At 70.4% G+C, this 21,013-nt stretch carries 21 protein-coding genes; 12 read left to right on the top strand and 9 right to left on the bottom strand.

What is annotated here, in order from left to right; genetic code table 11:
- The first annotated feature begins 21 nt into the window (after positions 1–21).
- Positions 22–1,515 carry an SDR family NAD(P)-dependent oxidoreductase gene (locus AB0M63_RS25095; RefSeq protein ID WP_366020961.1) on the top strand — a complete coding sequence of 498 codons (1,494 nt, stop codon included), beginning with the start codon at positions 22–24 and terminating at the stop codon, positions 1,513–1,515.
- Between the two features lie 72 nt (positions 1,516–1,587).
- Positions 1,588–1,821, top strand: coding sequence for a hypothetical protein (locus AB0M63_RS25090; RefSeq protein ID WP_366020960.1), 234 nt, complete (start codon positions 1,588–1,590; stop codon positions 1,819–1,821).
- A gap of 8 nt (positions 1,822–1,829) precedes the next feature.
- On the opposite strand, the gene AB0M63_RS25085 is transcribed toward AB0M63_RS25090, so the two are convergent.
- Genes AB0M63_RS25085 through AB0M63_RS25075 form a run of 3 tightly spaced genes read right to left on the bottom strand, consistent with a single transcriptional unit; the run spans position 1,830 to position 3,393 of the window.
- A complete protein-coding gene (locus AB0M63_RS25085; RefSeq protein WP_366020959.1) occupies positions 1,830–2,633 on the bottom strand; it encodes an SDR family oxidoreductase in 804 nt (267 codons plus the stop codon).
- A 25-nt stretch (positions 2,634–2,658) separates the two neighbouring features.
- Positions 2,659–3,234, bottom strand: a complete 576-nt coding sequence (locus AB0M63_RS25080; protein ID WP_366020958.1) for an HD domain-containing protein — start codon at positions 3,232–3,234, stop codon at positions 2,659–2,661.
- A gap of 3 nt (positions 3,235–3,237) precedes the next feature.
- The gene (locus AB0M63_RS25075) at positions 3,238–3,393 is read right to left on the bottom strand and encodes a hypothetical protein (protein WP_366020957.1); all 156 of its coding nucleotides are present in this window, start codon (positions 3,391–3,393) and stop codon (positions 3,238–3,240) included.
- Between the two features lie 321 nt (positions 3,394–3,714).
- Here AB0M63_RS25075 and AB0M63_RS25070 point away from each other — a divergent pair, with 321 nt between their 5' ends.
- Together AB0M63_RS25070 and AB0M63_RS25065 are read left to right on the top strand one after the other, a co-directional pair.
- Positions 3,715–3,888, top strand: coding sequence for a hypothetical protein (locus tag AB0M63_RS25070; RefSeq protein WP_019068289.1), 174 nt, complete (start codon positions 3,715–3,717; stop codon positions 3,886–3,888).
- Positions 3,889–3,943: 55 nt separating this feature from the next.
- Positions 3,944–4,426: a GNAT family N-acetyltransferase gene (locus tag AB0M63_RS25065; RefSeq protein WP_366020956.1), complete on the top strand. Its 483-nt coding sequence runs from the start codon at positions 3,944–3,946 to the stop codon at positions 4,424–4,426.
- On the opposite strand, the gene AB0M63_RS25060 is transcribed toward AB0M63_RS25065, so the two are convergent.
- The 3 genes from AB0M63_RS25060 to AB0M63_RS25050 all read right to left on the bottom strand — a co-directional run bounded on the left by AB0M63_RS25060 (position 4,423) and on the right by AB0M63_RS25050 (position 7,117).
- Positions 4,423–5,766, bottom strand: a complete 1,344-nt coding sequence (locus tag AB0M63_RS25060; protein ID WP_366020955.1) for an amidase family protein — start codon at positions 5,764–5,766, stop codon at positions 4,423–4,425. The genes AB0M63_RS25065 and AB0M63_RS25060 overlap by 4 nt on opposite strands.
- Before the next feature lie 34 nt (positions 5,767–5,800).
- Positions 5,801–6,706 (bottom strand): helix-turn-helix transcriptional regulator, encoded by a 906-nt coding sequence (locus AB0M63_RS25055; protein WP_366020954.1) that lies wholly within the window; start codon positions 6,704–6,706, stop codon positions 5,801–5,803.
- A 159-nt stretch (positions 6,707–6,865) separates the two neighbouring features.
- Positions 6,866–7,117: a DUF397 domain-containing protein gene (locus AB0M63_RS25050; RefSeq protein WP_355911581.1), complete on the bottom strand. Its 252-nt coding sequence runs from the start codon at positions 7,115–7,117 to the stop codon at positions 6,866–6,868.
- A gap of 215 nt (positions 7,118–7,332) precedes the next feature.
- Here AB0M63_RS25050 and AB0M63_RS25045 point away from each other — a divergent pair, with 215 nt between their 5' ends.
- Positions 7,333–7,881, top strand: a complete 549-nt coding sequence (locus AB0M63_RS25045) for an ATP-binding protein (protein WP_355911578.1) — start codon at positions 7,333–7,335, stop codon at positions 7,879–7,881.
- 67 nt (positions 7,882–7,948) lie between these two features.
- Here AB0M63_RS25045 and AB0M63_RS25040 read toward each other — a convergent pair whose 3' ends face one another.
- Positions 7,949–8,752 carry an SAM-dependent methyltransferase gene (locus AB0M63_RS25040; protein ID WP_366020953.1) on the bottom strand — a complete coding sequence of 268 codons (804 nt, stop codon included), beginning with the start codon at positions 8,750–8,752 and terminating at the stop codon, positions 7,949–7,951.
- Between the two features lie 70 nt (positions 8,753–8,822).
- Positions 8,823–9,830, bottom strand: coding sequence for a LacI family DNA-binding transcriptional regulator (locus AB0M63_RS25035; protein ID WP_355911829.1), 1,008 nt, complete (start codon positions 9,828–9,830; stop codon positions 8,823–8,825).
- Positions 9,831–10,112: 282 nt separating this feature from the next.
- On the opposite strand from AB0M63_RS25035, the gene AB0M63_RS25030 reads away from it, so the two are divergent.
- From AB0M63_RS25030 to AB0M63_RS25000, 7 genes are read left to right on the top strand one after another with little or no spacing between them, the layout of a single operon-like run.
- On the top strand, positions 10,113–11,408 hold the full coding sequence (locus tag AB0M63_RS25030; protein WP_366020952.1) for a sugar ABC transporter substrate-binding protein: 1,296 nt from the start codon (positions 10,113–10,115) through the stop codon (positions 11,406–11,408).
- A gap of 6 nt (positions 11,409–11,414) precedes the next feature.
- Positions 11,415–12,308 carry a sugar ABC transporter permease gene (locus AB0M63_RS25025; RefSeq protein ID WP_355911569.1) on the top strand — a complete coding sequence of 298 codons (894 nt, stop codon included), beginning with the start codon at positions 11,415–11,417 and terminating at the stop codon, positions 12,306–12,308.
- On the top strand, positions 12,305–13,210 hold the full coding sequence (locus tag AB0M63_RS25020) for a carbohydrate ABC transporter permease (RefSeq protein ID WP_355911566.1): 906 nt from the start codon (positions 12,305–12,307) through the stop codon (positions 13,208–13,210). The genes AB0M63_RS25025 and AB0M63_RS25020 overlap by 4 nt, the downstream gene beginning before the upstream one ends.
- Before the next feature lie 43 nt (positions 13,211–13,253).
- Complete coding sequence (locus tag AB0M63_RS25015) at positions 13,254–14,510, top strand: glycosyl hydrolase (RefSeq protein ID WP_366020951.1); 1,257 nt, start codon at positions 13,254–13,256, stop codon at positions 14,508–14,510.
- Positions 14,507–16,531, top strand: a complete 2,025-nt coding sequence (locus tag AB0M63_RS25010; protein ID WP_366020950.1) for an endo-beta-N-acetylglucosaminidase — start codon at positions 14,507–14,509, stop codon at positions 16,529–16,531. Before AB0M63_RS25015 ends, AB0M63_RS25010 begins: the two co-directional genes overlap by 4 nt.
- 54 nt (positions 16,532–16,585) lie before the next feature.
- Positions 16,586–19,615, top strand: a complete 3,030-nt coding sequence (locus AB0M63_RS25005) for a glycoside hydrolase family 38 C-terminal domain-containing protein (RefSeq protein WP_366020949.1) — start codon at positions 16,586–16,588, stop codon at positions 19,613–19,615.
- 7 nt (positions 19,616–19,622) lie between these two features.
- Entirely contained in the window at positions 19,623–20,090 is a 468-nt protein-coding gene (locus tag AB0M63_RS25000; protein ID WP_366020948.1) for a DUF4231 domain-containing protein, read from the top strand.
- Positions 20,091–20,168: 78 nt separating this feature from the next.
- Here the strand turns inward: AB0M63_RS25000 and AB0M63_RS24995 are convergent, their stop codons facing one another.
- Positions 20,169–20,897 carry a FadR/GntR family transcriptional regulator gene (locus AB0M63_RS24995; RefSeq protein WP_355911551.1) on the bottom strand — a complete coding sequence of 243 codons (729 nt, stop codon included), beginning with the start codon at positions 20,895–20,897 and terminating at the stop codon, positions 20,169–20,171.
- Positions 20,898–21,013: the final 116 nt, after the last annotated feature.

Genomic DNA, 21,013 nt, shown 5'->3' with positions numbered 1-21,013 from the left:
ACCCAAGGAAACGGCAGCGCGATGACGGTGACAGAGGACGGCTCCATGACCCCGGACGAGGTCGTGTACGGGCCCGGCATCGACCCCGAGCGGCTGGCCGTCTGCCTCTCCGTGCTCGATGAGCTGGAGAAGATCGACGTCGACCACCCCGACGCGATCGCCGTGCGCCGGGCCACCGCGGGCGTCTATCGCACAGTCAAGCAGCGCCGCCGCCAGGACCGCCGGGCCGCGAAGACCGCGCACGACAAGGCCGTCACCGAGTCCACCGCGACCGGCTCGGCGCAGCGCATCGACGACGAGACCGAGGGCCTTCTGCCGTCGTCGGTGACGGAGGAGGGGAGGATCGCCGGGATACTCCAGCGCCCGCGCTCCTGCTACACCTGCAAGACCCGGTACGTCGAGGTCGACTACTTCTACCACCAGCTCTGTCCCGACTGCGCCCGCCTGAACCGCGAGAAGCGCGACGTCCACGCCGACCTCACCGGCAAGCGCGCCCTGCTCACCGGCGGCCGGGCCAAGATCGGGATGTACATCGCGCTCCGGCTGCTGCGCGACGGCGCCCACACCACGATCACCACCCGGTTCCCGAAGGACGCCATCCGCCGCTTCAAGGCCATGGACGACTCCGCGGACTGGCTGCACCGCCTGGAGGTCGTCGGCATCGACCTGCGCGACCCTGCCCAGGCCGTGGCCCTCGCCGACCAGATCGCCGAGGCGGGCCCGCTCGACGTCCTCATCAACAACGCGACCCAGACCGTACGCCGGCTGCCCTCCGCCTACGCCGCCCTCGTCGACGGCGAGAGCGCGCCGCTGCCCGCCGGGGAACTCCCCGCCCACCACGTCATCGGCGCGTTCGGCTCCGGCGCGGTCGACGGCCTTGCCGCCCTCCCCGTCGGCATCAGCGGCCTCGACGCCCAGCAGGTCGTCGACCTCGCCCTGGTCGCGGGCAACGCCAGCGTCGCCCGGCACCTCGACGGCACCGCCATCGACGCCGGCGGCCTGGTCCCCGACGTCGTCGACACCAACACGTGGGTGCAGACCATCGAGCAGATCTCCCCGGTGGAACTCCTTGAGACCCAGCTCTGCAACTACACGGCGCCGTTCATCCTGATCAGCAAGCTCCGCCCGGCCATGGCCGCCGCCGCAAAGGCCGCCGCGAGCGGGCGCTCGTACATCGTCAACGTCTCGGCGATGGAGGGCGTCTTCGGCCGCGGCTACAAGGGCGCCGGGCACCCGAACACCAACGCCGCCAAGGCCGCGATGAACATGGTGACCCGGACCAGCGGCCAGGAGATGTTCCAGAGCGACGGCATCCTCATGACCTCGGTCGACACCGGCTGGATCACCGACGAACGCCCCCACTACGACAAGCTCAGGCTGGCCGAGGAGGGCTTCCACGCACCGCTCGACCTGGTCGACGGGGCGGCCCGGGTTTACGATCCGATTGTGCGCGGCGAGCAGGGCGAGGACCTGTACGGCGTCTTCCTGAAGGACTACGCGCCCGGGAAGTGGTGACCCACCACCCCGGACGGGCGGCCCGGCGCCGGTCGGGCCCCGGCCCTGGTGAGCACCGCGCGAGGAGTTGCCATGGCCAGTTCACACGGCGTTGATCCCAGGGCCTTCAACGACCCGCGCAACCACTACCCGACCGACGACGACTTCTACGCGAGTGACCGTCCGGCGCACCCCGTACTGCCGGAGGACCGCCCGCGCGGCGGCGGATCCAGGACCACGGTTAGGCACCGCGGCACCTGGGCCACCGTCGCACTGGTCGCCGGAATCGTCCTGCTGATCCTCGTGGGGATCGCCCTGTTCCCGTGAGACAGCCGTCATGAGGGCGGCGCGGACGATCTCAGCCGGTCGTGGACGGCGTACCCGCCCGACGTGTACGCCGCCCGCACCCGCGTCCCGCCGTCCACCAGCAGATCCGCCCCGGTGATCCACTCGGCCCGGTCGGAGGCCAGCCACAGCACGGCCCGTGCGATGTCGGCAGGTTCCCCGATCCGGCCGAGCGGCAGCCCGGCGGCCACCTCCGCCTCGCCCGGCTCCCACACGAACCGCGCCATCCCGGTGCGGACGAGACCGGGGGAGACGGAGTTGACCCGCACCCCCGGCGCGAGTTCACCCGCGAGCTGCCGCGTGAGATGCAGCAGGGCGGCCTTGCTGGTCCCGTAAGCACCCACGTTCGGCCCGACATGCCCGGCGCCCTCCGTGCAGACATTGACCACCGCACCGCCGTGCTCCCGCATCCACGCCCGCCACACGCACTGCACCAGCCGCAGCGGCGTCTCCACGTTCACGGTGAACGCCGTCCGCCACACGTCCGGATCGGCCTCCATCAGCGGGCCGTACGGCTGGTTCGTCGCCGCGTTGTTGACGACCACGTCGATCCGCCCGAAGGCGCGCAGCGCGCACTCGGTCAACTCCCGCAGATGATCGGGGTCGGCGACATCCCCGGCCAGACCGACACCGCCCAACTCCTCGGCGGCACGCGCCACTTCACCGGCGTCCCGCGCACTCACGCACACCAGCGCCCCGGCCCCGGCGAACGCCTCGGCGACCGCGCGCCCGATCCCGCGCGTGCCCCCGGTGACCAGGACGCCCCGACCTCGTAGACCGTACGACGACGTCATCGCCGTACGATCTCATGACGGGCCGTCAGTCGACAGCCCCCAGGCGGGAGTTGGGCAGTCGGGAGTTCCGGGCTGCCACGATGCCGAGCACCGTCCGCCAGTCCTCCAGGACCCCGGCGTCGAGGCCGACGACCTTGGCCGCGTCGTCGGCCTGGCGCAGGGTGATCGCGTCGTCCGCGAGGGGATCGCGCTCGAAGGCCGCTGCCTCGTCGCGGGACATCGCGCCGCCCTGCGCCCGGAGCGTCAGCGTGCTCTGTGCGGACAGATCGTGGCCCGGCGCCGCGGCGGCCAGGTAGCGCTTCGCGGGCACGTGCAGCCGGACGAGGCGGGCGACCCGCTCGCCGAGCAGGGCGTGCACCGCGTCCGCCGCGTGGTCGGCGTGCCCGGCATCGTCGCCGGGCTGAAGGAGATGCCCGATGTCGTGGACCAGGCCGGCGATCTGGAGTTCCTTGTCGGCGGGGCGACTTCGGCGCAGCAGCGCGGCCGTCTGCAGCGCGTGGTCGTGCAGATCGACCGGATCACCGCTGCGGTCAGGAGTGTCCCAGGCACCCCGGCACGCGTACAGCAGATCCATCAGCTCCTCGACGCTGCGCAATTCCATGCGTCAGTCCTCCCGCGAGCCGGCCCGTGCGGAACGCCAGGAGATCATGGCGAGCTTGCGACTCAGCCAACGGGACCTGAACTGCGCGACGCCATCAGTGACGTAGGTCATGTTCTCGCTCGTGCGTACGGACAGGTAGGCCGTGCGGGGGGCTGCCAAACCGCGCATGATGTAACAAACCGGTTCAGGTCATGGCTGAAGAACACGGGGAGACTTGCAATGGTTACCCCATGTTTTCAGCCCCATCGAGCGGCGGCCCGCTCATTTGGTTAACCTGAGGCAGACGGACAGCGACAAGGGGTCCCACCCACACCCATGGTCCGTCCCGGGACAAGCCGGTCACAACGGCCTGCTCTCACACGAGTAACCGGCGCCACCGCGTCCGAACTGCCTTCAACCCACACCCGAGCGGGCTTCAGGTACCGGACCGGAGCATGGCTGGTACGCCCCGAGGGTGACCCGACACATAAGGAGTGCGCGGTGACACCGGAGAAGACGAATCGCGAGCAACGCCCCAAGGAACCCACGGAGCGTGCGGGCCACCGGTCCGACGAGCTCGGCAGCCTGGCCGTGTGGGCCCGCTCGGCCCCCATCCGTCTCGCGGGCTACGAGGACGACCTCGCCGAGCCCCACATCCTGCCCAGCGTGGACTGACGCCCACGGGACCCATCGCGATCGCCGACAGCATGGGCGTGTGAAAATCACGCCCATGCTGATCAGAGAAGCCGCGGCCGACGACTGGCCGCGGATCTGGCCTTTCTGGCACCGGATCGTCGCCGCCGGCGACACCTACACCTGGGCCCGGGACACCTCCGAAGAGGCGGCCCGGGCCCTGTGGACGAGTTCACCCAAGCGGGTGTACGTCGCCGAGGACGAGACCGGAACCGTCGTCGGCTCCGCCTTCGTCACCCCCAACTACGGCGGCCCCGCCGACCGCGTCGCCAACGCCGGCTTCATGGTCGACCCCGACCACGGCGGCCGCGGCATCGGCCGCGCCCTCGCCGAACACATCCTCACCGAGGCCCGCGACCAGGGCTTCCGGGGCATGGTCTTCAACGCGGTCGTCGAGACCAACCCCGCCGTCAGGCTCTGGCTCTCCCTCGGCTTCACGATCCTGGGCACGGTGCCGGACGCCTTCGACCATCCCCGGGACGGACGCGTCGGCCTGCACATCATGTACCGCGCCCTCTAGTCGAGCGGCGCGGTCCGCTGCCAGGGCCGCAGCCTCTCCAGCTCCGCCGCCAGCTCCAGCAGTGCGGCCTCCGAACCCGGCCGGCCCACGAGCTGTACGGCGCAGGGCGCGCCCGAGGGAAGGGTGCCGAACGGGACCGACATCGCGGGCCAGCCGGTGAGGTTCCACGGGGGAGTCATCGGCGAGTAGTTGGTGTTGGCCAGCACATTGCGCAGCCAGCCCCGCTCGTGCCACGGCCCGGCCTTGGGGGAACGGCGGGCCAGCGCCGCCGTCAGCAGGATGTCGTGCTCGGCGAAGAACGGCGTGAGGCGCTCCCGCAGCCGCTCCCGGCTCGTCCCCGTGCGGACGCTCTTCACGAACCGGCGCCCGATGGCCGCGTGCACCCGCGTCCGCCGCGTCAGCCTCCGCGGATCGAATCCCGCCGCGTCCACCGAGGTGCCCGCAGTCCAGTGCGCCAGCGAGGTGGTGCTCAGCGACAGCGGATACGGCGGATCGGCGCGGTGCAGTGCGTGACCGGCCCCGGCCAGCAGCCCGGCCGCCTCCCGCACGGCGGTCGTATACGGCTTGCTGACGGCTACTCCGGCGAGCGGGCTGCGCACGGACACGGCGACCTTCCGCGAAACGGGCGCGTCCGGCCGTACGACCTCGGTGTCAGCGATGACCGAAAACATCAGCCGGGCATCCTCGACGGTCGTCGCGAGGGGGCCGTTCTCGGACATTCCGAACCAGTCGCCGTCGCCGATGCCCGCCGGGACGACCCCGAACCCCGGCTTGATCGTGACCAGGCCGCAGTTGGCCGCCGGGATGCGCAGTGAGCCCATGCCGTCGTTGCCGAGCGCGATCGGCACCATCCCGGCCGCGACCGCCGCCGCGCTGCCGCCCGAGGAACCGCCCGCGGTGCGGGTGGTGTCCCACGGGTTGCGGGAGATGCCGTGCACGCCCTCGGTCGTACCGAAGACGCACAGCTCCGGTACGTTCGTGAGACCCACGACCACCGCACCCGCCGCCCGCAGCCGGGCCACGGTGTCATGGTCGTGGTCGGCCGGGGTGTCCGGGGTCGCGGCGGAGCCGACCCGGTTGGACTCGCCCGTCACGGCGAGGTTGTCCTTCACGGCCAACGGCACACCCGCCAGCGGGAGTTCGGCCAGATCGGCGCGGGCTCCCACCTCGTCGGCCTCCGCGAGCGCCGCCTCGGCCCGCACCACCCGGAACGCGCCGATCCGCCCGTCGAGCCGCTCGATCCGGGCGAGATGCGCGGCCACCACCTCACGCGGCGTTACCCGCTTCTCGCGTACGGCGGCGGAGATCTCGGCGGCGGTACGGCCGACCCAGTCGGTCACGGGCGCGCTCCTTCGAGCCTCCTCCACTGGGACCTCACATGTCCTTGAGGAGCTTCTCCAGGAAGGCCACCGACTCGGGGCCCGGTGAGGCGACGAGGCTCAGCCGGTCCATGACCGCGAGGTAGTGGTCGACCTCTTCCTGCTTGTCCAAGTACAGGGCGCTGGTGAGCTGTTCGAGATAGACGACGTCCGGCAGGTCCGGGACCGGGAAGCGCATCACGGTGATCGGACCGCCGGCCGCCGCATGGCCACCCACCTCGAACGGCAGCACCTGAACCGTGATGTTCGGGTGGGCAGCCGCCTCGATCAGGTGCCGGAGCTGCTCACGCATCACCGCCGCTCCGCCCAGCGGACGGCGCAGCGCCGCCTCGTCCACCACGAACCACAGCTTCGGCCCGTCCGGCCTGGTGAGCAACTCCTGCCGGATCATGCGGAGTTCGACGCGGCGCCGGACCGAGTCCGGCATGTCGACCGGGCGACCGAGCCGGACGACGGCTTCGGCGTACGCGGCGGTCTGCAACAGGCCCGGGATGAACTGGACTTCGTACGTACGGATGAGGGAGGTGGCTTCCTCCAGCCCCAGGTGCTGCTCGAACCAGTTGGGGAAGACATCACCGTAGTCGCGCCACCAGCCGGGTTCGTTGGCGCGGCGGACCGAGTCCAGGAAGTCCTGGCGTACGTCGGGCTCATGGAGGCCGTACAGCGTCAACAGGTCCGCGACATCGCGCTCCTTGAAGCCGACGCGGCCCAGTTCCATACGGCACAGCTTGGCGTCCGAGGCGCGTATCGCCGAAGCTGCCGTGTCACGCGTGATGTTGAGAGACTCGCGCAGGCGGCGCAGGCGGGTGCCCAGCATGATGCGCTGGACTGTCGGACCACCGCGCTGAAGGCTCAGTACGTCCGAACCCGAGGGCGCGTGTTCCGGTTGAGCTGAAGTCATGTTCATCCCCTCGGCGGTCGCGCCGATACCGTCCGCAAGTTTTCGGGACTCAAAAGAGGATCGTAGCACCGAGGTTCCGGATAACTGCGGGGAGTGAAGGGACCGGAAGACGCCGGCCTGTGTCCGGCGTCTTCCGGCCATCCGCGGGCTTGCCTGACCTCAGCGGCCGGGGAGTAGGCCGTCGAAGTCGCCGTCCTTCACACCGCGGACGAACGCGGAGATCTCGGCGCTGGTGTAGACGAGCGCCGGACCTTCGGGATGGCGCGAGTTGCGCACGGCGATGTGGCCGTCGGAGAGCGCGGCCAACTCGACGCAGTTGCCCTCGGGGTTGCTGTGGTGGCTCTTGCGCCACTCCGCGCCGCTCAACAGGGTGGCCGCCATGCCGTTCGCGTGCTTGATCTGAGGCCTCATCGCTCCCCCGGAAGATCGGATGCAATTGCAGCTTCAATTGCACCCCTTGGTGATGTGGAGGACGATAGCCCCGGGGGAGACCGCTCGCAAGATCGTCTGCAATTGCAGCGGTAATTGCCGATGCACTTGCGTTCGCGGGGGCAGACGGAGGACGATGCTCCGGACAGGTGCAGTGCGCGCAGTTGTTCTCTTCCCATGGGGTCTCAGGGGTCGCGATGTCCGCAGAGCAAGTCGTACGACCGGCCAACACCCTGCGGGTCGAGGGGACTTGGGAGTGGCTGTGCCGGGCCGTCGACGAGGTGGGCCGGCCCGAGCTGGGGCAGACCGTCACGCGGGTCCCCGTCGTCGGGGACGGGCGCGACCCGGCGCTCTGTTCCGTCCTCGTCGTGCCGCCGATGCCTCAATCGGCCCATGTGGCACGGGACTTCACCCGGGCGGCGGTAGCCGACCGGGTCGGCGGCGAACTCGTCGACGACATGGCGGTCGCCGTGTCGGAACTGGTGAGCAACGCGCTGCGCTACGGCCAGGCTCCCAACTCTCGTACGCAGCCGCGGCCTTCACTGTGGGTCGCGGTGTGGGACCGGCTGCCGTACGCGGTGTGCGCGGTCACCGACGACAGCGACCGCATACCCGTGGAGGGTTGTCCGGACGAGTTCGCCGAGTCCGGGCGCGGTCTCCAGGTGGTCTCCGCGCTGAGCGACTCATGGGGCTGGAACCTGCGGGCGGGCGGCGGCAAGACGGTCTGGGCGCTGTTCCGGCTCTGAGTCCCGGGAACACAACACGCAAGGGGGGCACCGGCGTTGCGCCGGTGCCCCCCTTCCGTGTCGCCGATCAGGCCTTGCGGCCGATGCCGCAGACCGTGTCCACGTCGGACGGGTCGCGGCCCACGTCGACCGGCTCCGGGCGCCACTGCGAGATGGGGACGATGCCGGGTTCGACGGCGTCGAGACCCTCGAAGAAGGCCGCTATCCGCTCGGGGCCGCGCAGGTAGTAGGAGCTGGCGGAGTTGGCGTTGTACACCGAGATCGCCTGGTTGAGCGCCGGGTTGGTGTCCGTGCCGTCGGTCAGCGCGAGGTAGCTGCCCGAGGGCAGCGCGTCGAGGAAGCGGGCCACGACGGCCTCGGGCTCGTCGGAGTCCGGGATCTGGCCCAGGATGCCCAGCATCGTCAGCGCGATCGGCTTGCTGAAGTCCAGTGTCCTGGCCGCGGCTTCGAGAATCGTCTCGGGGTCGCGCACATCGGCCTCGACATAGGCGCAGGCGCCCTGCGGGGTGCTGGTGAGCAGGGCCTGGGCGTGCACGAGGACCAGGGGATCGTTGTCGACATAGACGATGCGGCTCTCGGGCGCGATGCGTTGCGCGACCTCGTGCGTGTTGTCGACGGTCGGCAGACCGGTTCCGATGTCGAGGAACTGGCGGATGCCCGCCTCCGCGGCCAGATAGTGCACGGCCCGCACCAGGAAGCCTCGTTGGAGGCGGGCGAGCAGGGCGATGTCCGGGAACATCTGGACGATCATCTCGCCGGCTTCGCGGTCGGCGGCGTAGTTGTCCTTGCCGCCCAGGAGGAAATTCCACACACGGGCGGAGTGCGGCCGGTCGAGCTGGAGCCGGTCGGCCAGCGGGTCTTCGGAAGTCATGGGCAAAGCCTCACACGAAGTACCCGGCGGTGTCCGGCGATTCGGACCCGAACCGGGAGTTACGGCACGTTCACAGGTGCGCCTCTCCCGTGCTGTCCCGCTCGATCAGCCGCGGCACCGGGACCCGCACCGTGCGCGCCGGGCCGCCGTCCAGCAGAGAGGTCAACTCCCGCGCGGCCGTTCGGCCGAACTCCACACTGTCCCGGGACAGCGCCGACAGCCACGGCCGGACCATGCGGCACAGCGCGGAGTCCTCCCAGGCGACCACCGACACGTCCGCCGGTACGGAGCGGCCCAGTTCGGCGGCGGCGGCCACCCCGGCGACGGCCATCACGTCGTTGTCGTAGATCAGCGCGGTCGGCGGAGCGTCGACCTCCAGGACCCGGCGGGTGACGGCGGCGCCCGCCGCGTCCGAGTAGTCGGTGGTCACCGAGCGCACCTCGGTGAGTCCGCGCCGCTGGGCCTCGGCGCGCAGCGCGCGGATCCGGCGCTCGGTGTGCGCGAGGCCGGGCAGGCCGGCGATGTGCGCGATCCGCCGGTGGCCGCGCGCGTACAACTCGTCGACGACCGACGCCATCGCGCCCGCGTCGTCGGCCCACACCGTCGAGAGCCCGGGATGGCGTTCGTCGGGCGCGCCGCCGATCACCACGGCGGGCAGGCCCAGTTCGTCCAGGAGGTCGGGCCGCGGGTCGGCGGTGCGCGGATCGGCCACCAGGACCCCGTCCACCCGGTGTTCGGCCCACCAGCGCCGGTACACCGCGCACTCGTCGTCCACGTCCTCGGCCATCTGGAAGAGCAGGCCGAGATGGCGCTCGGCCAGCACCTCCTGGATGCCCGAGACGAGTTGCAGGAAGAACGAGTCCACGCCGAGGGTGTCCGCGGGCCGGGCGAGGACGAAACCGACCGTCGCCGCGCCCTCCCCGGACAGCGCCCGTGCCGCCGTGCTGGGCCGCCAGCCCAACTGCTCCGCGACCCGGCGCACCCGGTCCCGGGTGATCTCGGAGACGCCGGGCCGGCCGTTGAGCGCGAAGGAGACCGCGCTCTCGGACACCCCGGCGCGCTGCGCGATGTCCTTCATCGTCGGCCGACGCGCGGGCGACCGCTTGCCTGACAACGCCTGATCTCCATTCCGTCGGCACCCCGCACTAAAGCGCTTGAGCCAGCACACCCTAAAGCGCATTAGTGATCCACCGCAAGAATGCGAACACACCTTTCTGACCAGGCATGTTGACCCGATGGTGGCCGGATCCGGTCAACTAATGAATTTAGCTGAGCGGAATCCATTGACTCGCCCGCCGGACAGCGTGCAGGGTCTGCCCCGGCACGATTGGCCACCGCCACCGCAAAGGAGTCACCCGCCGTGCGCATCTCCCGCAGAGCCTTCGCCGCCGCTGCCGCCGTCGTCGTCCTCATGCCGCTGAGCGCCTGCGGCTCCGGGGGAGAGGACGGCGGCGGATCGTCCGACGCCTCGGGCAAGGTCGAGGGCGACATCACCTTCCAGACCTGGAACCTCCGCGCCAACTTCAAGCCCTACTTCGAGGGCGTGGTCGCCGGCTTCGAGAAGAAGTACCCCGGCACCCATGTGAAGTGGATCGACCAGCCCGCCGAGGGCTACGCCGACAAGATCAGCGCGGACGCGGCAGGCGGCACCCTGCCCGACGTCGTCAACGTCTCCCCGGACCTGGTCGCCCCGCTCGCCAAGGCAGGCCTCGCGCTCGACCTCGACAAGGCAGCCGCGAAGTACAAGCCCGAGTATCTGAGCGGGGCTTGGGCCAGCCACCAGATACCGGGCATGACCGGCACCTACGCCTTCCCCTGGTACCTCAACACCGGCCCGCTCTTCTACAACAAGTCCCTGTTCAAGCAGGCCGGACTCGACCCGGACCAGCCGCCGAAGACGTACGACGAACTCTTCGCCGACGCACTCCAGTTGGCCCAGAAGACCGACGGCAAGGTAGCCACCCTCGCCAACGTCCCCACCGTCGAGGACTTCGGCCGCTACGGCGTCCAAGTCATGAACAAGGCGGGCACCGGCTTCGCCTTCAACGACGCCAAGGGCGTCGAACTCCTCACCAAATACAAGCAGTTGTACGACGCGAAGGCCCTCGACCCGCAGGCGCTCACCGCCACCCCCGAGTCGTCCGGCAAGAAGTTCCTCACCGGGGCCGTCGCCATGAACCCCGGCAGCGCCCTGGACCTCGACAACTTCAAGAAGCAGGCGCCCACCCTGTACAAGAACATCGGCATCACCGACCAGATCACCAGCACCGGTCACGTCAACATGTACGTGATGGGCGTGATGGTCAACTCCAAGACCAAGCACACCGCCGCCTCCGTGGCCTTCGCGCACTATGTGACCGACGCCCAGCAGCAGATGTCGTTCGCGAAGCAGGTCGCCATCTTCCCGAGCACCGCGGGTTCCCTGGAGGACCCGTACTTCACCAAGGAGGACGGCACCGACGAGACACGGGTGCGGATCGCGGCCGCCAAGTCCCTGAAGAACGCGGTCAATTACACGCCGGTGCTGTTCAGCGAGCAGATGAAGACCGCGCTGCGCAACGAGGTCGCCAAGGCGTTGCAGGGGAAGGAGAGCCCCAAGGCGGCTCTCGACAACGCTGTCAAGCAGTGCGACACACTGCTCCAGCAGCAGGGATAGTCCGCGATGGCCCTGTCCACCGTCTCCCGGGTGCGGCGCCAACTGCCCACCAGCCCCTGGCTGTTCGCCGCCCCGGGGCTGCTGATCACCGGCGTCTTCATCCTCTACCCGTTCGGCTCCACGCTGGCGGGCGCCTTCACCGACCGGCGCACCCTGATCCCCGGCCGCTTCGTGGGCTTCGCCAACTTCCGCGAGCTGTGGCACGACGACATGTTCTGGACCGGCTTGCGCAACAGCACCCTGTACATCCTCGGAGTGGTCCCCGCACTCGTCGTACTCCCGCTGCTGCTCGCCCTGCTGGTGCAGAAGAACATCCCCGGCATCACCTTCTTCCGGTCCGCCTTCTACACCCCGGTCGTCGCCTCGATCGTCGTGGTCGGGCTGATCTGGGTGTGGCTGCTCGACGAACGCGGCCTGGTCAACTCGCTGTTGGAGACGATCGGCGTCGGCCGCATCGGCTTCCTCAGCGACCAGTGGCTGCTGCTGCTCAGCGCCATGGCCGTCACGGTCTGGAAGGGCCTCGGCTACTACATGATCATTTATCTGGCGGCACTCGCCAGTGTGCCCCGCGAACTGCACGAGGCCGCGTCGGTCGACGGCGCGGGCGCGGTGCGCCGCTTCTTCACGGTCACCGTGCCCGCCGTCCGCTCCACCATGGTCCTCGTCGGCGCGCTGTCCTCGGTGGCCGCTTTCAAGGTGTTCTCCGAGGTCTACCTGATGGCGGGCCCGAGCGGCGGACCGGCCGGCGAGGACACCACCCTCGTGATGCTCGTCCAGCGCACCGGCACGGGACTGACCGGGCGGGTCGGCTACGCCTCCGCCCTCTCCGTCGTCGTCTTCGTGGTCACCGTCGCCCTGATGCTGCTCGTGCTGCGGGCCGACCGGAGGGACGTGCCATGACCGTCATCGAGCGAGTGCGCCCGGCCGAGACACCGGCTCCGGCCCGGAAACCGCGTGTCACCGACGAGCACGGCCGCCGCATCCGCGGCTGGGAACTCGCCCTGCGCTACGCGCTGTTGCTCGCCGTCCTCGCCATCACGGTCGGCCCCTTCCTGTGGCAGCTCTCCACCTCGCTCAAGGGCCCGACCGAGGACATCTACAGCTCACCGCCGACCTTCCTGCCCCAGCACCCCACCCTGCACAACTACCAGCGGGTCGCCGAAACCATCCCGGTCTGGGACTACGCCCTCAACTCGCTGAAGGTCGCCTCCGCCAACGTCGTGACGAACTGCGTCGGTTCGGCGCTCGCGGGGTACGCGCTGGCCCGGCTGCGCTACAGGGGCCGCCGGGTGGCCACCCTCGTCTTCATTCTCGCGATGCTCGTGCCGGTGGAGGGCATCATCATCGCCCAGTTCACCACCATGCGTGAGCTGGGCCTCAACAACACCCTGATCGGGGTGGTCCTTCCGGGCTGCATCGGCGCGATGAACGTCCTGCTGATGCGCAACGCCTTCCTCAACCTGCCCTACGAGATCGAGGAGGCGGCCTTCGTCGATGGTGCCAACGTCTGGCAGCGGTTCCTGCGGATCGCGCTGCCGTCCGTGAAGGGGACCGTCGCCGTCGTCGCGATCTTCGCCTTCATGGGCGCCTGGGACGACTTCCTGTGGCCGCTCATCGTGCTCAGTGACCCGTCCAGGTTCACGCTCACCATCGGCCTCAACTATCTGCACGGCACCTTCGCCAACGACGAACGCCTGGTGGCCGCCGGCACGGTCATCGCCGTGGCACCCCTGATCGCCCTCTTCGCCTGCCTCCAGCGGTACTTCTTCCGGGGCGTGGGCGAAGGCGCGGTCAAGGGGTGAAGCCGCCTCGCATCCAGGTACGCACTACAGAACCAGGATCCCGATGTCTTCTGCCGTGCGCTTCGGCGTCAACTACACCCCCAGCCAAGGGTGGTTCCACCACTGGCTCGACTTCGACCTCGACCCCGTGCGCGCCGACCTCGACTCGATCGCCGCGCTGGGCCTCGACCACATCCGGGTCTTCCCGGTGTGGCCCTACTTCCAGCCCAACCGGACCCTGATCCGGCCCAAGGCCGTGCAGCAGCTCGTTCAGCTCGTCGACGCGGCCGGTGAGCGCGGGCTCGACGTCAACGTGGACGGACTGCAAGGGCACTTGAGCAGCTTCGACTACCTGCCCGCCTGGACCCGCACCTGGCACCGGCGCAACCTCTTCACCGACCCCGACGTCCTCGACGGCCAGGCGACCTACCTGCGCACGCTCGCCGCCGCCCTCGGCGACCGGCCCAACTTCATCGGCATGACCCTCGGCAACGAGGTCAACCAGTTCTCGGCCGGCCCGCATCCCGACCCCGACCGGGCGACGGAGGACCAGATCGACGCCTGGCTGGAGCGGATGCTCGCGGCCTGCGCCGAGGGGGCGCCCGGCAAGCCGCATCTGCACGCCGAGTACGACGCGACCTGGTACCAGGACGACATGCCGTTCACCCCGGCCCAGGCCGCCCGGCACGGCGCGATGACGGCCGTGCACTCCTGGGTCTTCAACGGCACCGCCCAACGCCACGGCCGGAGTTCGGTCCCCGCCGAGCACCATGCCGCATACCTGATCGAGCTGAGCAAGGCCTGGGCCGACGCGCCGCACCGGCCCGTCTGGCTCCAGGAGGTCGGCGCACCCCAGCCGCTCGTACCGGCCGAGCACGCGGCAGCCTTCGCCGAGGCCACGATCGCCAACGCCCTTGACTGCACGGACCTCTGGGGCATCACCTGGTGGTGCTCGCACGACGTGTCCCGTGACCTCGCCGACTTCCCCGAACTCGAGTACGGGCTGGGCCTGTTGACCAACGACCGGCAGCCCAAGGACATCGCGCTGGTGCTCGCGGAGGCGGCCCGCGAGCCCACCTACGCGCCCGCCACCCGCACCACGGGCCTTGTCGTGCCCGCCGACCCGTCGGTCCGCTCGGTCTGCGGTCCCGGCGGGCCGGTCTTCGACGCCTACTTCCGGCTCGTCGCCGACGGAGCCCGCCCGGCGACCGTCCTCGACACGCGCGCGGACGACAAGGAACACCTCGCCGCGCGCGGCATCACCGAAGTCGTCACTCCCGACCAGGTACTCCCCACCCCACAAGGAGGCACCAGCTCGTGAACCCCCGACGTCCCACCAGACGCACCGTCCTGCTCGCCGGCGCGGCAGCCACCCTGCTGCCCCAACTGCCCATGCCCGCCCGCGCGGTGGGGCAGGCCGCCGCCACCGCGACCCAGCCCTACGCCTCCTACTGGTACCCGGACTCCCTGCCCTCCGGCACCCCGGGCACCGGCATCACCTGGCGCAGCCTGAAGACCTGGACCGCCGCCTCGGACACGGACCTCGCCTTCAACGCCGCCGCCGTGCCGCTCGCCGCTCGCTTCACCCCGACCCCCGCCAACAGCACCGCCCGCTCCGGTCAGGCCCGCATCCAGTCGTTGGTGTCCTTCGGGCCGACGTCGAGCAACCCCTCCCAGGGTGCGGCCACCGCCGACTACTACGCCCTCACCCACTGGTCCTACCTCGACGAACTCGTCTTCTGGGGCGGCTCGTCCGGCGAGGGCATCATCCTCGCCCCCAACGCACCTATCGTGGACGCCGCCCACCGCCACGGCGTGCCCGTCCTCGGCAACATCTTCCTGCCGCCCGTCGCCTACGGCGGACAGCTCCAGTGGACCCGCGACCTGGTCCAGAAGGACTCCGCCGGGCACTACCCGCTGGCCGCCCAACTCGTCGCCGTGGCGGCCGCGTACGGCTTCGACGGATGGTTCGTCAACGCCGAGACCAGCGGCGGGAACACCGCGCTCGGCACCGACATGCAGGGATTCGTAAGGGAGTTGAAGTCCCTCGCAGCCGCCCAGGGGCAGCGGGTGACCTGGTACGACGCGATGACCGTCAACGGTACGGTCAGTTGGCAGGGCGCGCTGAACACGTCGAACCAGGCGTTCTTCGAGGCCGCCGACGACATGTTCGTCGACTTCCGGTGGAGCCCGAGCACGCTGGCCGCGTCCGGGACGAAGGCGGACGGCCTGGGGCGCAGCCGCTACGAGTTGTGGGCGGGCGTCGATGTCGAGTCCAACGGGTCCGATACGTCGGTGAGTTGGGACGCGATGGTGCCGACGACCAAGGCGCACATCACGTCCATCGGCTTCTACCGGCCCGAGTGGACCCGCAACCACCTGCCCGCGAGCCGTACGCCGGGCGACTTCCACGCGGCGGACGACCGGTTCTGGACCGGCCGCTCGCTCGACCCCTCGCAGCCGGACCCCACGGACAGCTGGCGGGCGCCGGCGGTGTCGGTCGCCGACCGGTCTACGGTGGGCGGCGCGCTGCCGTTCGCGAGCGTCTTCAACACCGGGCACGGCCTGCGCTGGTACGAGGACGGGACGGTCACCTCGGACGCGCCGTGGAACCACCTCGGACTCCAGGACCGGCTGCCGTCCCGGCGATGGGTGGTGCGGACGGCCGGCCAACGGCCCACCGTGACCCTCGACTTCGCGGACGCCTGGCGGGGCGGCAGCAGTGTGCTGGTCTCGGGTGCGCTGGATCGACCGACGACCGTGGATCTGTACGGTTCACAGCTGCCGATCGGTGGTGACACCGTGGTCGACCTGACGTTCCGTACCGACACCGGCAGTGTGAACGTCGAGCTGGCCGTCGCCACGGCCGAGCCAAGCGGCGCGGGGTCCGCACCGCCGTACACCTATCTGCCTGTGAACCCCGTCGACGGCTGGCAGACCGTGACTGTGCCGCTCACGGGTCTCTCCGGGACGCTGCACGCGATCGGTGTACGGCTCACCGCGACCGAGGGGCCGGTGAACTGGCGGCTCGGCGGGATCGCTGTCCGCGATGCCGACGACACCGAGCCGCCCGCCGCTCCCTCCGGCCTGCGGATCACCGCCGCCACCGGTGGGGACCTGCGCTTCGCCTGGGACGCCGCGCCCGGCGCCGTACGCCACTACACCCTGCACCGCCTCCTGGCGGACGGCACCCGGCGCTTCCTCGGCGGCACCTGCCAGCGGGCCTTCTTCGTCGGCGGGCTGACGGCCGAACAGGGCGAGCAGGAAGCGCGGTTCGAACTGCACGCGACAGGGGAGCTGTACACAGCGTCGGCCCCCGCGACCGTCACGTACGCCTGGTAGCACCCCTGTCCCCACCCGCACCTTCACCCGCAACCGAGCCACGGAGCACCCCACATGCATGACGACCGCAGCCTGGTCGAAGCCCGCCTCAAGCGTGTCCTCGAAGAACGCATCCGTCCCGCCGTGTACCCCGAGTCCGTGCCGCTGGAGGTCGCCGTCTGGCACGCGCCCGGTGAGCCGGTGCCCGTCGCCGAGGGGCTCGCCGCCGTACCCGAACCGATCGAGGTGGGCGCCCGGTGGGGTGCTCCCTGGGGGACCAGTTGGTTCCGTGTCACCGGGACCGTGCCTCAGGCGTGGGCCGGGAAGACCGTCGAGGCGCTGCTCGACCTCGGCTTCGACGAGAACATGCCCGGCTTCCAGTGCGAGGGCCTCGTCTACCGGCCCGACGGCACCCCCGTGAAGGGCCTCAACCCGCGCAACCAGTGGGTCCGCATCGGCGCGCCCGTCGCCGGCGGCGAGGAGGTGCGGCTGCACATCGAGGCCGCGTCCAACCCCGTCATTCTGGACTACCACCCCTTCCTCCCCACCCAGTTGGGCGACAAGGAGACCGCCGGCAGCGAACCGCAGTACACGCTCACCCGCATGGATCTCGCCGTCCTCGACGAGAACGTCTGGCGGCTCGTCCTCGACCTGGAGGTCCTCGGCGAGCTCATGGCCGAGCTGCCCGTCGACTCCGCGCGCCGCTGGGACCTGCTGCGGGCGATCGAGAAGGCGCTGGACGCCGTGGACCTCCAGGACGTCAACGGCACGGCGGAGAAGGCCCGTTCACACCTGACGGCCGTCCTGTCGGCGCCCGCCGTGCCGTCCGCGCACCGGATCAGCGCCGTCGGGCACGCGCACATCGACTCCGCGTGGCTGTGGCCGCTGCGCGAGACGGTCCGCAAAGTGGCCCGTACGACGTCCAACATGACCGCCCTCCTCGATGACGAGCCCGACTTCGTCTTCGCCATGTCCCAGGCCCAGCAGTGGGCCTGGGTGAAGGAGCACCGGCCCGAGGTGTGGGCGCGGGTCAAGAAGGCGGTGGCGGACGGGCGGTTCGTGCCGGCCGGCGGTATGTGGGTGGAGTCGGACACCAACATGCCGGGCTCGGAGGCGATGGCCCGTCAGTTCGTGCACGGGAAGCGGTTCTTCCTCGACGAGTTCGGTATCGAGAACGAGGAGGCCTGGCTGCCCGACACCTTCGGCTTCGCCGCAGGTCTGCCGCAGATCATCAAGGCCGCGGGCTCCAAGTGGCTGCTGACGCAGAAGATCTCGTGGTCGCAGACGAACAAGTTCCCGCACCACACCTTCCGTTGGGAGGGCATCGACGGCACCCGGATCTTCACCCACTTCCCGCCCGTCGACACCTACAACTGCTCCATGAAGGGCAGTGAAATCGCCCACGCGGCCCGCAACTTCAAGGACAAGGGCGTGGCCCGGCACTCCCTCGCGCCCACCGGCTGGGGCGACGGAGGCGGTGGCACCACGCGCGAGATGGTCGCCAAGGCGGCTCGTCTGCGCGACCTCGAAGGCTCGGCGACCGTGGCCTGGGAGACCCCGAAGGAGTTCTTCCAGAAGGCCGAGGCCGACTACCCCGAACCGCCCGTGTGGGTCGGCGAGTTGTACCTCGAACTCCACCGCGCCACCCTCACCAGCCAGGCGAAGACCAAGCAGGGCAACCGGCGCAGCGAACACCTCCTGCGCGAGGCGGAGCTGTGGGCCGCAACGGCTGCCGTCCGGGCCGGATTCCCGTACCCGTACGAGGAGTTGGACCGGATCTGGAAGACGGTACTGCTGCACCAGTTCCACGACATCCTGCCCGGCTCGTCGATCGCCTGGGTGCACCGGGAGGCACGGAAGACGTACGAGCGGGTCGCCTCGGAGCTGAGCGGCATCATCGACGCGGCCCAGCGCGCGTTGGCGGGGGAGGGGGCAAGGGAGTTGGTGTTCAACTCGGCGCCCCACACCCGTGGCGGCGTCCCCGCGGGCGGCGCCGGGACCCCGGCGGTCCAGGACGGCACGGCTCTCACGGCACGGGCCGGCGGCGGACACGTACTGGAGAACGGCCTGCTCCGCGTCGAGATCGACGCCCGCGGTCTCGTCGTCTCCGCCTACGACATCGAGGCCGACCGCGAGACGATCGCTCCCGGGCGGGCCGCGAACCTGCTCCAACTGCACCCGGATTTCCCGAACATGTGGGACGCCTGGGACGTCGACGAGTTCTACCGCAACACGGTCACGGACCTCACGGACGCGGAGGAGGTCGCGGCGGACGGGAGCGCGGTGCGGATCGTACGGTCCTTCGGCGTGTCCCGGGTCACCCAGGTGCTGTCCCTCGCCCCGGGGGAGCGGCGGCTGTTGATCGACACCGAGGTCGACTGGCACGAGACCGAGAAGTTCCTGAAGCTCGCCTTCCCGCTCGACGTGCATGCCGAACGGTACGCGTCCGAGACCCAGTTCGGGCACTTCCACCGGCCCACGCACACCAACACCTCGTGGGAGGCGGCCAAGTTCGAGGCCTGCAACCACCGCTTCGTCCACGTGGAGGAACCCGGCTGGGGCGTCGCCGTGGTCAACGACTCGACGTACGGCCACGACGTGACCCGTACGGTCCGCACCGACGGCGATCGCGGGACGACCACGACCGTCCGCGTCTCCCTCCTGCGCGCCCCGCGCTTCCCGGACCCCGAGACCGACCAGGGCGTCCACCGTTTCCGGCATGCGCTGGTGCCGGGCGCGGCCATCGGCGACGCGGTGCGCGAGGGCTGGCGGATCAACCTGCCCGAGCGGCGGCTCACGGGCGGGCAGGAGGTCGCGCCGCTGGTGAGCGTGGACCGGGACGCGGTCGTGGTCACGGCGGTGAAGCTCGCGGACGACGGGAGCGGGGACGTGGTGGTGAGGTTCCACGAAGCACACGGGGGTCGGGCCATGGCAACATTGACGGTGGGCTTCGCCTTCGACTCGGTCGAGGTCACCGACCTGCTGGAACGCCCATTGGCCGAGGCCAAGGAGGTGAACCGGGACGGTGAGCAACTCACCCTGCGGCTGCGCCCGTTCGAGCTGGTGACGCTACGGCTTTCGCCGGCCGCCGTGATCGCCCGATGATGGGGCGATGAGACGAAGAACGACCGTCGAGCAGCCGTGGGCCGCGCAGCCGGATCCGCTGCTGGCCCTCGCCCGCCAGGAGTTGCGGTTCTACGCGCGGACGTGCGACCGGGCGAGACGGCTGCACTACACGACGGAACTCGGCGCTCTCGCCGCCACGTCCGCGACGGTCGTGGCGGCGGGCCTGCACGCGCCGGCCTGGCTCACCGCCCTCATCGCGGGCGGCGCGGTCTTCTTCACCGGCATGCGCCAACTGTTCAGCCCGGGCTCCCGCTGGGTCATGGCCGCACAGGCCAGGGAGGGTCTACGCCGGGCGATCGACCGCTACGTGCTGCTCCCGCCGCCCGACCGCGATTCGGACGCACGGGCCACGCTTCAGCGGGCGGTCGAGGAGGTGGGCACCAATGAACTGCGAGGCTGGGCGGAGGTTCAGGGGCAGCGGGGGGATCCGCCCGCGCCGACCGGGGGTGCGTGAAGGGGCGCCCGAGCCCAGAACGAGGGCGACCGCAACGGCGATGACGGCATGCGCCCTCTCGCACCCCCAGCCCCTGCCCTACCCCCCAAGCTGCGCCCGCAGCCACTCCTCGACCTCGCCCACATGCGAAGCCGCCGCCGCTCGTGCCGCCTCCGGGTCGTGGGCGACCAACGCGCGGTGGATGGCGGCGTGTTCGCGGCGGGTGCGGGTGAAGGCGCCTTCCTCCTGGTAGCCGCGCCAGACCCGGGCGCGGAAGGTTCGGGACGAGAGGCCCTCCAGGATCGCGGCCATCGTCTCGTTGCCGGCGGCGGCCGCGATCTCGCGGTGGAAGGCGAGGTCGTGGGCGAGGATCTCCTCGGGGTCGTCCGTCGCGTTCATCGCGGTCAGGTGTTTCTCGACCTCGGCCAGTTGGTCCGGCGTGATCCGTGCCGCCGCCAGCGCCGTCGCCGTCGACTCCAGGATGCGGCGGACTTCGAGGAGTTCCACGAGGCGCGGCCCACGCGACAGGTCGGCTACGACACCGAACGTCTCCAGCAGGTCACCGGCCTCCAACTGCGTGACGTAGATGCCCGAACCGTGCCGCGCCTCCAGCACGCCCAGCACCGTGAGCGCGCGGATCGCTTCCCGCATCGAGCTGCGGGAGATGCCCAGTTGGGCCGCGAGATCGCGCTCGGTGGGCAGCCGCTGGCCCGGCTCCAGGCGGCCCTCGCCGATCAGCGCCTTGATCCGGTCGATCGCCCGCTGCGTCACCGTGCCCTTCGGCGGGGCGGCCTCCGGTTCCGTCTCGCTCGGCAGGGTCTCGTCCACGCCACTCCTCCTGTCGCCGGTCCGCGCAGTCTATTCACAGATGTGGTCCGACCACTACGGCTCGAAACCGCGAAAATTTGGCTCCTGAGGGTGTTGTAGCCCCGAAGTGGTCTGAT

Source organism: Streptomyces sp. NPDC051576 (assembly GCF_040681835.1).
In the GTDB taxonomy this organism is placed as follows: domain Bacteria; phylum Actinomycetota; class Actinomycetes; order Streptomycetales; family Streptomycetaceae; genus Streptomyces.
The sequence above is the reverse complement of the archived record's forward strand: the minus strand, read 5'-3'. Positions and strand labels throughout refer to the sequence as shown.

Excerpts from the sequence above, each read along its gene's own strand:
- AB0M63_RS25095 (WP_366020961.1), top strand. The coding sequence starts at position 22 with ATGACGGTGACAGAGGACGGCTCCATGACCCCGGACGAGGTCGTGTAC.
- AB0M63_RS25090 (WP_366020960.1), top strand. The coding sequence starts at position 1,588 with ATGGCCAGTTCACACGGCGTTGATCCCAGGGCCTTCAACGACCCGCGC.
- AB0M63_RS25085 (WP_366020959.1), bottom strand. The coding sequence starts at position 2,633 with ATGACGTCGTCGTACGGTCTACGAGGTCGGGGCGTCCTGGTCACCGGG.
- AB0M63_RS25080 (WP_366020958.1), bottom strand. The coding sequence starts at position 3,234 with ATGGAATTGCGCAGCGTCGAGGAGCTGATGGATCTGCTGTACGCGTGC.
- AB0M63_RS25065 (WP_366020956.1), top strand. The coding sequence starts at position 3,944 with ATGCTGATCAGAGAAGCCGCGGCCGACGACTGGCCGCGGATCTGGCCT.
- AB0M63_RS25055 (WP_366020954.1), bottom strand. The coding sequence starts at position 6,706 with ATGACTTCAGCTCAACCGGAACACGCGCCCTCGGGTTCGGACGTACTG.
- AB0M63_RS25050 (WP_355911581.1), bottom strand. The coding sequence starts at position 7,117 with ATGAGGCCTCAGATCAAGCACGCGAACGGCATGGCGGCCACCCTGTTG.
- AB0M63_RS25045 (WP_355911578.1), top strand. The coding sequence starts at position 7,333 with ATGTCCGCAGAGCAAGTCGTACGACCGGCCAACACCCTGCGGGTCGAG.
- AB0M63_RS25040 (WP_366020953.1), bottom strand. The coding sequence starts at position 8,752 with ATGACTTCCGAAGACCCGCTGGCCGACCGGCTCCAGCTCGACCGGCCG.
- AB0M63_RS25035 (WP_355911829.1), bottom strand. The coding sequence starts at position 9,830 with ATGAAGGACATCGCGCAGCGCGCCGGGGTGTCCGAGAGCGCGGTCTCC.
- AB0M63_RS25025 (WP_355911569.1), top strand. The coding sequence starts at position 11,415 with ATGGCCCTGTCCACCGTCTCCCGGGTGCGGCGCCAACTGCCCACCAGC.
- AB0M63_RS25020 (WP_355911566.1), top strand. The coding sequence starts at position 12,305 with ATGACCGTCATCGAGCGAGTGCGCCCGGCCGAGACACCGGCTCCGGCC.
- AB0M63_RS25015 (WP_366020951.1), top strand. The coding sequence starts at position 13,254 with ATGTCTTCTGCCGTGCGCTTCGGCGTCAACTACACCCCCAGCCAAGGG.
- AB0M63_RS25005 (WP_366020949.1), top strand. The coding sequence starts at position 16,586 with ATGCATGACGACCGCAGCCTGGTCGAAGCCCGCCTCAAGCGTGTCCTC.
- AB0M63_RS25000 (WP_366020948.1), top strand. The coding sequence starts at position 19,623 with ATGAGACGAAGAACGACCGTCGAGCAGCCGTGGGCCGCGCAGCCGGAT.